8 protein-coding genes and 1 tRNA gene are annotated in these 8,235 nt (G+C 70.6%); 2 read left to right on the forward strand and 7 right to left on the reverse strand.

Annotated elements, in window-relative coordinates; all coding sequences use genetic code 11:
* Together VGB60_RS00690 and VGB60_RS00695 are read right to left on the reverse strand one after the other, a co-directional pair.
* On the reverse strand, window positions 1-972 hold a 972-nt coding region (locus tag VGB60_RS00690; RefSeq protein WP_331036373.1), incomplete at its 3' end, for a methylmalonyl-CoA mutase family protein.
* Between the two features lie 119 nt (window positions 973-1,091).
* Window positions 1,092-1,337 (reverse strand): hypothetical protein, encoded by a 246-nt coding sequence (locus VGB60_RS00695; RefSeq protein WP_331036374.1) that lies wholly within the window; start codon window positions 1,335-1,337, stop codon window positions 1,092-1,094.
* Between the two features lie 230 nt (window positions 1,338-1,567).
* Here VGB60_RS00695 and VGB60_RS00700 point away from each other — a divergent pair, with 230 nt between their 5' ends.
* Window positions 1,568-4,024: a DUF305 domain-containing protein gene (locus tag VGB60_RS00700; RefSeq protein WP_331036375.1), complete on the forward strand. Its 2,457-nt coding sequence runs from the start codon at window positions 1,568-1,570 to the stop codon at window positions 4,022-4,024.
* Window positions 4,025-4,076: 52 nt separating this feature from the next.
* Here the strand turns inward: VGB60_RS00700 and VGB60_RS00705 are convergent, their stop codons facing one another.
* The 4 genes from VGB60_RS00705 to cpdR form a co-directional block, all read right to left on the reverse strand.
* The gene (locus tag VGB60_RS00705) at window positions 4,077-4,724 is read right to left on the reverse strand and encodes a hypothetical protein (protein WP_331036376.1); all 648 of its coding nucleotides are present in this window, start codon (window positions 4,722-4,724) and stop codon (window positions 4,077-4,079) included.
* 6 nt (window positions 4,725-4,730) lie between these two features.
* A complete protein-coding gene (locus VGB60_RS00710) occupies window positions 4,731-5,432 on the reverse strand; it encodes a hypothetical protein (protein ID WP_331036377.1) in 702 nt (233 codons plus the stop codon).
* Window positions 5,433-5,583: 151 nt separating this feature from the next.
* A tRNA-Val gene (locus tag VGB60_RS00715) sits at window positions 5,584-5,658 on the reverse strand.
* Between the two features lie 192 nt (window positions 5,659-5,850).
* Window positions 5,851-6,210, reverse strand: coding sequence for a cell cycle two-component system response regulator CpdR (cpdR, locus tag VGB60_RS00720; RefSeq protein WP_292026428.1), 360 nt, complete (start codon window positions 6,208-6,210; stop codon window positions 5,851-5,853).
* A 123-nt stretch (window positions 6,211-6,333) separates the two neighbouring features.
* On the opposite strand from cpdR, the gene VGB60_RS00725 reads away from it, so the two are divergent.
* Entirely contained in the window at window positions 6,334-7,194 is an 861-nt protein-coding gene (locus tag VGB60_RS00725) for an N-formylglutamate amidohydrolase (protein ID WP_331036378.1), read from the forward strand.
* A gap of 153 nt (window positions 7,195-7,347) precedes the next feature.
* On the opposite strand, the gene VGB60_RS00730 is transcribed toward VGB60_RS00725, so the two are convergent.
* Entirely contained in the window at window positions 7,348-8,031 is a 684-nt protein-coding gene (locus VGB60_RS00730; protein ID WP_331036379.1) for a DUF599 domain-containing protein, read from the reverse strand.
* Between the last annotated feature and the right edge of the window lie 204 nt (window positions 8,032-8,235).

Raw genomic sequence — 8,235 nt, forward strand, 5'->3', positions numbered from 1 at the left:
GCGGCCGTTGGCGCGGGCGAGGCCTTCGAGGACGACGGCGTCCGCGCCGCCGACCGCTCCGGCGAAGCCCGCCGCCGTCAGCCGCAACAAGTTGGGCCAGGGATCGCGGGCCGACAGCATCCGGCGCGACGAGCGCGCCTCGACAGCCGCCGCGGTCTCGACACCGAACCCGCGGCTGAAGGTGCGCCACATCAGCCGGGCGGCGCGGACCTTGGCCAGTCCGTCGAGGTATTCCTGATCGACCGAAAGGCCCATCACGGTCCCCTTCAGCGCCTGTTCCCCGCTCAGCCCGGCGGCGAGCGCGGCGCGGATCAGTTCGGCGGCGTTGGCGAGGGCGAAGCCCAGCTCTTGCCCCATCGAGCCTCCGGCCTCGTGCGCCACACGGCCGCCGGCGAGGAAGAAGGTCGCGGCGGGATAGGCGGCGGCGTGGCGCATGGCGGTGTTCGCCGCCAGCATCAGGTGTTCCGGCGCGGAACGCGGCGCTGCGCCGACCTCGGCGAAAGCCGACAGCGGATCCATGTGGAACATCAGCCGCGCGCGGGGCGAGCCCTTGGCCGCGACGGCGAGGGCGTTGGCCGCCTCGTGTCCTGACAAGCCGGCGTCGAGCCCCACCGCCGCCAGTTCCAGGGCCACGCCGTCGAGCGCGGCCGTCAACGGCTCCGAGTCGTCCAGCACACCGCCGCCCAGCACGATTGAGGCGGCGCCGCCTTCAAGATCGGTCAGGACCGCGGCGTTGACCGCCACCGGGTCCGCGCCCTCTACGGATGTCCGCAGATCCCAAGCGCGGCCCTCGGCGTCGGAGGGGCGCGGCGCCGAGACGGGCTGCACGCCGGACGCGGCCGCATAGAGGGGCCGCACGGCCAGGCCGTCGGCGTCCAGGTGCACCAGACCTTCCAGCGGCCGGCCCTTCAGCGCCTTTTCGGCCAGATCGCGCCACTCGGCGGGGGAGGGGATCGGGAACGGGTCGGACATGGCGCCTGTAATGCGTCGGTCTGAAGCGTTGGTCCAGACCGCCGCGGGTCGTGAGGCGGCGAACGCGATCTCCACCTAGCCTCGGCTCTGGATCACCCGCGAACCGAGCGGCTGCTCGGTCAACCCTTGGGGTCGAAGGAGCGATCCTCACGCAGCGGGGCGACGAACAGGCGGTCGCAGCGAGAGCCCTCGCCGCCCAATGGGATGGCCTCGAACTCGTCGCCGGAGGCTTCGATCACCTCCGCCGCGATCGCCTCGAAGTCCTCTTCGTGGCCCTCTCGCGCGTAGAGGAGGACCCCGTCGCGCGCATCGACCACGCCGTAGGCCGGAGCGCCTTCGACCAGAGTTTCGAAATCCATCGCCATGGCTGGTTAAGACCCGAGCCCGCGGTTGGTTTCATGGCGACATGCGGCGCCCGCCCGACGTGGCGCGGAGGCGGTTGCGAAACAGTAACAATTGATAGCAAATCCCAACCCGACCGTCGCAGCGGAGCGGCGGACCCCGATCACGACCAATGGCGCATGCGCGCGGGGCCGATCGGGTCCAGCCGCACCCATGACCGTCCAGACCGGACCTCGCCCCTCGGAGACCTCTCATGATCAACACCCGGCCCTCCGTTCGCGGGTTCCTCGGCTGCACCGCCGCCGCGGGCGTTCTGCTGTTCGCCACCGGCGCGGCGGCGCAGGATACGGCCATCGTCCAGCCGGGGGCCCCGGGGCAGGCCTCACGGGCGCTGACGGCTGAAGAAGCCTCGCGCATCGCGAACAACCGCTATTCGGCGGACGACGTGACGTTCATGCAGGGTATGATCCATCACCACGCCCAGGCCGTGGCCATGGCGGCCCTGGTGGCCGAGCGCACCAACACCCAGGCGGTGATCGACGTGGCCGGGCGGATCAACGCGTCCCAGGCCGACGAGATCGCCTTCATGCAGGGCTGGTTGCGCGAGCGGAACGAAACGGCGCCGGACCCCGCTGCGATGGCGGGCATGGACCACAGCGCCCACGGGGCGTCCGGCGCGATGAACCACGCCGGCCACGCGGCCATGCCCGGAATGGCCACCGCCGAACAGATGGCGGCGCTGGCGGCGGCCCGGGGCGCCGAGTTCGACCGGCTGTTCCTCGAGCGGATGATCGCCCACCACGAAGGGGCGGTGAAGATGGTCGCCGATCTGTTCGCCCGTTCGGGCTCGGCCTACGATCCGGTGCTGTTCCGCTTCGCCAACGACGTGACCAACGAACAGCAGGCCGAGATCAATCGCATGACCGCGCTGCTGCGCGAGCGCGCGGAGGATCCGCGCAGCACGCTGCGGGGCGATTTCCGGGACGCGCAACAGGCCGCCCGCAACATGACGCTGCTGGCCAGCCTGCCCAAGCCGACCGGCTTCTTCGATCCGCAGAACCCGGCAGGCCTGCCGCCGCCGGTCGCCGCCGCCGGCGACGACGCCGAGCCGCGGCGCGACGGGCCCGGCGGCCAGTTCGGCAGCCGGGCGCCCTTCCTCAGCTTCGCCAACACGGACATGGCCTTCTCTGGCGATCTCCTCGCCGTCGGCAGCTATCACGGCTTCAACCTCTATCGGCTGGGTCAGGGCGACGAACCGCAGCTGGTCAGCTCAGTGGTCTGCCCCGGCGGACAGGGCGACGTGTCAATCGTCGGCGACCTGCTGCTGATGTCGGTCGAGTCCAACAGCGGCCGGGTCGACTGCGGCCGGGAAGGCGTCACCGGCGACGTCAGCGCCGAGCGCTTCCGGGGGCTGCGCATTTTCGACATCAGCGACCGGACCCGGCCCGTTCAGGTGGGACAGGTCCAGACCTGCCGCGGATCGCACACCCACTCCGTCGTGTCCGCCGACGCCGAACGGCTGATCGTCTACAACTCGGGCACCGCGAACGTCCGGAACGAGAAGGAACTGGCGGGCTGTGTCACCGGCGCGCCGGGCGATCCCCGCACCGCCCTGTTCAGCATCGACGTGATCGAGATTCCGCTCGCCGATCCCTCGCGCTCGCGCATCGTCGACAGCCCCGCCGTCTTCGCCGACGAGACAGGCCAGGTCGCCGGCCTGTGGCGCGGCGGCGACCACGGTCAGGGCACCCAGACCACCAGCCGCACGGACCAGTGCCACGACATCACCCTGTTCCCGAGCCGCAACCTCGCCGGCGGAGCCTGCTCGGGCAACGGCATCCTGTTCGACATCTCGAACCCGCGCGCCCCGCGCCGGCTCGACGCGGTCACCGACGCCGGCTTCGCCTACTGGCACTCGGCGACGTTCAACAACGACGGCACCAAGGTGGTCTTCACCGACGAGTGGGGCGGCGGCGGCCGGCCGCGCTGCCGGGTGCAGGATCCCCGCACGTGGGGCGCCAACGCCATCTATGACGTCGTCGACAGCGAACTGGTGTTCCGCAGCTATTACAAGCTGCCCGCGCCGCAGGGGGACAAGGAGAACTGCGTCGCTCACAATGGCTCGCTGATCCCCGTCCCCGGGCGCGACCTGTTCGTGCAGGCCTGGTACCAGGGCGGCATCTCCATCAGCGACTTCACCGACTCCGCCAGGCCGTTCGAGATCGCCTTCTTCGACCGCGGGCCGGTCAGCGAGCAGCACGGGACCATGGGCGGCTTCTGGTCTGTCTACTGGTACAACGGTCGCATCTACGGCTCGGAGATCGCGCGCGGTCTCGACGTCCTGGCGCTGCAACCGAGCGAACACCTGACCGAGAACGAGATCGCCGCCGCGCGGATGGCCGATCAGGGCGGCACGGTGAATCCGCAGCAGCAGTTTCCGGTGCGTTGGCCGGCCCATCCGGTGGTGGCGCTGGCCTACCTCGACCAGCTGGAGCGCGACGGCGGCATGGCGACGGACGCGATCGCCCGGCTCCGGGCGGCCCTGGCCGAGGCCACGCCTCTGGTGGACGGCGGCGGCAAGGACGCAGGCCTCGCGGGCCGGCTGCAGGCCGCGGCGCGCGACGTTCAGGTCTCAGGCGCCGACCAGGCCGGGCGGCGGTTGACCGGGCTCAAGGACACCCTGAACGGCATCGCGGCGCGACTGGGCTGAGGGCGTCGCCGGCGTCTCCGTCAGGAGGCGTCCGGCGGGCCGTCCGGACGCTTCAGCGCGCCTGTTTTCCGTCTTCCAGGTCCGTGTCGTAGACGATGACCTGGACGCCGCCGTGGTACGAGAACAGCCGGCTGTTATTGGCTTCGACGCCGGTGGTGAAGTTGGCGGCTCCGAATCCGGTGTAGACCGTGGTCGTGTTCGTGCCGACGTTGATCGCGTCGTAGCGCTGGCCGACCCGCGCGGGATCGGCCCCCACCAGCAGGAAGGCTTCGCCCTCCCGGGGGCGGAACTGAACCGAGAACACCGGGCCGCGGTAGAAGAAGTCGGCCGCCGGCAGAGTGCGCAGCTCCGTTCCGTCGGCGGCGAGCACGCTGACCTGCGGCGAGAATATCCGCAGCGGCTCCAGCGCGCCGCCGACGGCGATGGTCTTGTCGTCGGGATCGGCGGGCAGGGCGAACAGGGCGTAAGGCGTGGCCTTGCCGCCCGCGCCGATCAGGCACGGCGACCCGCCGCCGACATCGGCCACGACGACGAAGCCGTTGGTCTCCTTGGCGGGCGTCAGGCTGATCGCGCCGCCGAGGTCGACCCGGGGGGCGCAGCCAGAGCCGGCATAGTCGAGAACGGCTGGGAGCGGCGCGACGGCCGTTGCACAGCCGGCGGTGGCGAGCAGGGCGGACGCCGCGGTCAGGAGCCGGATCATGACGGTCTACCGGAGCAGCTGGGCGGCGGTGAGGGCGACCTGGCCCAGCGCATCCTCGATGCCCGCGGCCAGCCGCGTCGGATCAGCCAGAAGGTCGGACCGATTGTTGAAGGCGTACTGGGGGTTGGGCGGCAGGGTGATGATTCCGGCCACCGTGTTCAGCGGGTTGTAGACGATCTGGTTCTCCATCAGCGTCGACGAGTCGGACGCCCGGACCAGCCGGACCTTGGCAGCGACCATCGGGCGGAACGGCTGGCCCGCGCCGGACGACATGTAGCCGTAGTTCATGACCGCGACATCGAGGTAGGCCTCGGCCCCCTCCGCGGCGCCCGGATAGCTCGGCAGGAAGTCACGCTTCGGCCGCTCCGCCCCCGCCATGACGGCGACATTATAGCCCTGGGCGCGCAGGGCCTCGGTCAGTCGGGCCTCAAGTCGGGCTTCGGCGTCGAAGGTGACCGTCCGCAACGCGTCATTGACCGCCTCCTGCCGCTCGGCCTGGATGCCGGCGTCGACAAGCGCGCCGATCAGCCCGAAGTTCGAGCCGACGGACGCCACCTCATAGGCGATGGCCTTGTCCGCCATCGAGTCGTCGAGCACCCGGACGGAGCTCACTGAAGCGGAGGCCCGGTCGTAAGGCGTGGCGACATAGGGCGTGGCGCAGGCGCCGAGGCACAGGAGTGTTACGAGACCGGTGATCTTCCGAAGCATTGTTTCCCCCACGAAATGTGGCTGAAACAAGCCGTAGCGTAGCAGCCGTGTCAATCGACGACCCGGGCCCCTGTCGTCGTCATCGCGAACAGTAGCCGGCGCGACACGGTCAAGGCGACCACGTCCGAGTTCAGCTAAGCGATGAGAGGAATGGTGGACGCGACAGGGATTGAACCTGTGACCCCTTCGATGTCAACGAAGTGCTCTCCCGCTGAGCTACGCGTCCGCCGTGGCGGTTCCGGGCGGGCCCGGAACGGGAAGGCGCGGTCTATAACCCGGCCGGTTTGCTGTCTGCAAGGGCATTTTGGAGGGCCGCGGTCGTCGGCCCTGCGGACCTCCCGACCCGACGCGGCCTCGGCTTCGCCCGGTTCCGCGCTCAAGCAGCGAGCCGCCGCGCGGTCAGCGGTAGCGCCCTCGTCTACGCCGCCGCGACCATGCGTTCGACTTCGCCGACGAGGTCGCGCAGGTGGACCGGCTTGGCCAGGACCTTGGCCTGGGGGCTGGCCTGGGCGGCGGATAGGGCGACGGCGGCGAAGCCGGTGATGAACATGATGCGGATGCCCGGCTGACGGGCGGCGGCCACCCGGGCGACCTCGATGCCGTCGGCGCCCGGCATGACGATGTCGGTCAGCAGCAGGTCCCACGGGCCTTGATCGAGCGCGTCGATGGCGTCGTCGCCGTTCTCGCAGTCGACCACGGAATGGCCGGCGCGTTCCAGCGCGCGGGTCAGGAAGCCCCGCAGCGAGTGGTCGTCTTCGGCCAGGAGGATGCGCGCCATGAAGTGTCCGTTGTCGTATCTGGTCCGACGCTAGGCCCCGACTGGTAAACCCGCCATGAAAATCGCCGTTCCGGAGCGCCCGGCGGCTGTGGATGACGCGGCGAAACAGGCTAAGGCTGCGGCATGGTTCCAGACGGCCTCGGAATGAATGCGGCGGCGGACGGCGAGGGGTTCTCGGTCGTGCGGCCGACCGCGCCAGGCCGGTTCGTGTTCGCCTCGCCGCACTCGGGCGACCTGTGTCCTGACGACATGCGCGCCGATCCCGCCCTCCCGGACGCCAGCCTGCGCAGCGCCGGCGACGCGCTGGTCGACCGGTTGATCGCGCCGGGGGCCGAGGGTGGCGCCGTGTTGGTGCTGGGGCGTATGCATCGGGCCTATGTCGATCTCAACCGCGACCCGGCCGAGCTGGATCCCGCGCTGATCGAAGGGCTTGCCGCCACGAACAGTTCGGCGCGCACGGCCGCGGGGTACGGCGTCATCCCCCGGACCAGCGGCGACGGGCGGCCCCTCTATGCACGGCGGTTGTCTGAGGCCGAGGCGCAAGCGCGGATCGCCCGCTGGCATACGCCCTACCACGCGGCTCTGGCGGGCGAGATGGAGGGCGCGCGGGCGCGGCATGGCGAGGCGGTCCTGATCGACTGGCACTCCATGCCGGCGCGAGCCACGGCTGGAGCAGGGGGACTGCGGGGGCCGGACGTGGTTCTGGGCGACCGGCATGGCTCGTCGTGTTCCGGCGAGCTGACGCGGCGGCTGCGGCGGGCGTTCGAGACGCTGGGCTGGCGGGTGGCGCTGAACCGGCCCTACGCCGGGGGTTGGACGACGCAGGTCTGGGGCCGGCCTGACGACGGGTTCCACGCGGTGCAGATCGAGCTGAACCGGGCGCTCTACTACGACGAGGCGGCGCGGGCGCCGTCCGCGGGCTGGTCGCGGACCGCAAAGGGCGTGGCCCGGGTCATCGCCGAGCTGCTCAACAATCGGGCGTAAAAAAAGCCGCGCCCGAGGGCGCGGCATGAAGTCTTTAGGGAGGAAACGCCCAGGAAGGGCATGACGCCCGAAGGCGTCACAGGAAAGCTAGTGTGCGGTGCACAAGATTTCAAGCATCCATTTCGCACTTGCGTTCACGCCGTGTAACGCGGCTCAGGGCTCCAGCAGGCGCCGGGCGTTGCGCACCGCACGAGCAGCGGGCGAGCCGGCCTGGCGCCAGACCAGCAGGCAGAACGCCGCCGCGACGCCTAGCGCCAGCCACTGCGGCCCGAACAGCCAGGCCGCAGCCGCCAGCGCGAAATAATAGCCCCGCACGCCCTGGCTGAAGGCGTTCAGGGCCGGGTTCAGCAGGTCCGCCGCGGCGGTTCCGAGCGCGGCGCGGTCGGCTTCCGTATCGACCTCGGGGGCGGCGCCGACCAAAGCGAGCGCGTAGTTGAGCTGGCGGATCGACCAGATGAAATCCAGCAGTCCGCGCGACAGACAGACAAGCACCAGGGCCAGCTTGGCCGTCAGCAGCCGCGCCGGCACGTCCTCGGCGCCGACCGAGGCGAAGCCCTCCAGCGCCTGCTGCCCGCCGAACAGCACGCTGCCCACGGCGGCGATCAGCAGCAGGTTGGTCGAGGCGAAGAAGCCGCCTGAGTTGATGGTGTGGCCCAGCAACTGGCTGTCCACCAGCCGCACCTCGCGGTGGGCCATGGCCGTCATCCACACCCGCCGCACCACCGCCATGTCGTCGTTCAGCGTGCCGCTGCGCCGCGCCAGCAGGTTTAGCAGCGGGCCGTAGCCGAGCCAGCAGACGGCGAACAACGTCAGGGCCAGCCAGTCGAACAGGGTCATGGAAGGCTCCTTCTCGCCGCCTTATGGTGACGTGCGCGCGACCTGCGCTCAAGCCGCGAGCCGCCGCGCGCCGAGCGACAGGGCCAACGCCCTGCCTTGCTTCCGCCGCGCGCCCCGCCTATCACGCCCGCCACCTCATATCGCACTGCAGCATACCGGACGCGCCATGAATATCGACGCCATTCCCGCCGGACCCAATCCGCC

The sequence above is a fragment of the Brevundimonas sp. genome (genome assembly GCF_036399195.1).
Classification (GTDB): domain Bacteria; phylum Pseudomonadota; class Alphaproteobacteria; order Caulobacterales; family Caulobacteraceae; genus Brevundimonas.

Excerpts from the sequence above, each read along its gene's own strand:
- VGB60_RS00730 (WP_331036379.1), bottom strand. The coding sequence starts at position 8,031 with ATGACCCTGTTCGACTGGCTGGCCCTGACGTTGTTCGCCGTCTGCTGG.
- cpdR (WP_292026428.1), bottom strand. The coding sequence starts at position 6,210 with ATGGCGCGCATCCTCCTGGCCGAAGACGACCACTCGCTGCGGGGCTTC.
- VGB60_RS00705 (WP_331036376.1), bottom strand. The coding sequence starts at position 4,724 with ATGATCCGGCTCCTGACCGCGGCGTCCGCCCTGCTCGCCACCGCCGGC.
- VGB60_RS00710 (WP_331036377.1), bottom strand. The coding sequence starts at position 5,432 with ATGCTTCGGAAGATCACCGGTCTCGTAACACTCCTGTGCCTCGGCGCC.
- VGB60_RS00725 (WP_331036378.1), top strand. The coding sequence starts at position 6,334 with ATGGTTCCAGACGGCCTCGGAATGAATGCGGCGGCGGACGGCGAGGGG.
- VGB60_RS00700 (WP_331036375.1), top strand. The coding sequence starts at position 1,568 with ATGATCAACACCCGGCCCTCCGTTCGCGGGTTCCTCGGCTGCACCGCC.
- VGB60_RS00695 (WP_331036374.1), bottom strand. The coding sequence starts at position 1,337 with ATGGCGATGGATTTCGAAACTCTGGTCGAAGGCGCTCCGGCCTACGGC.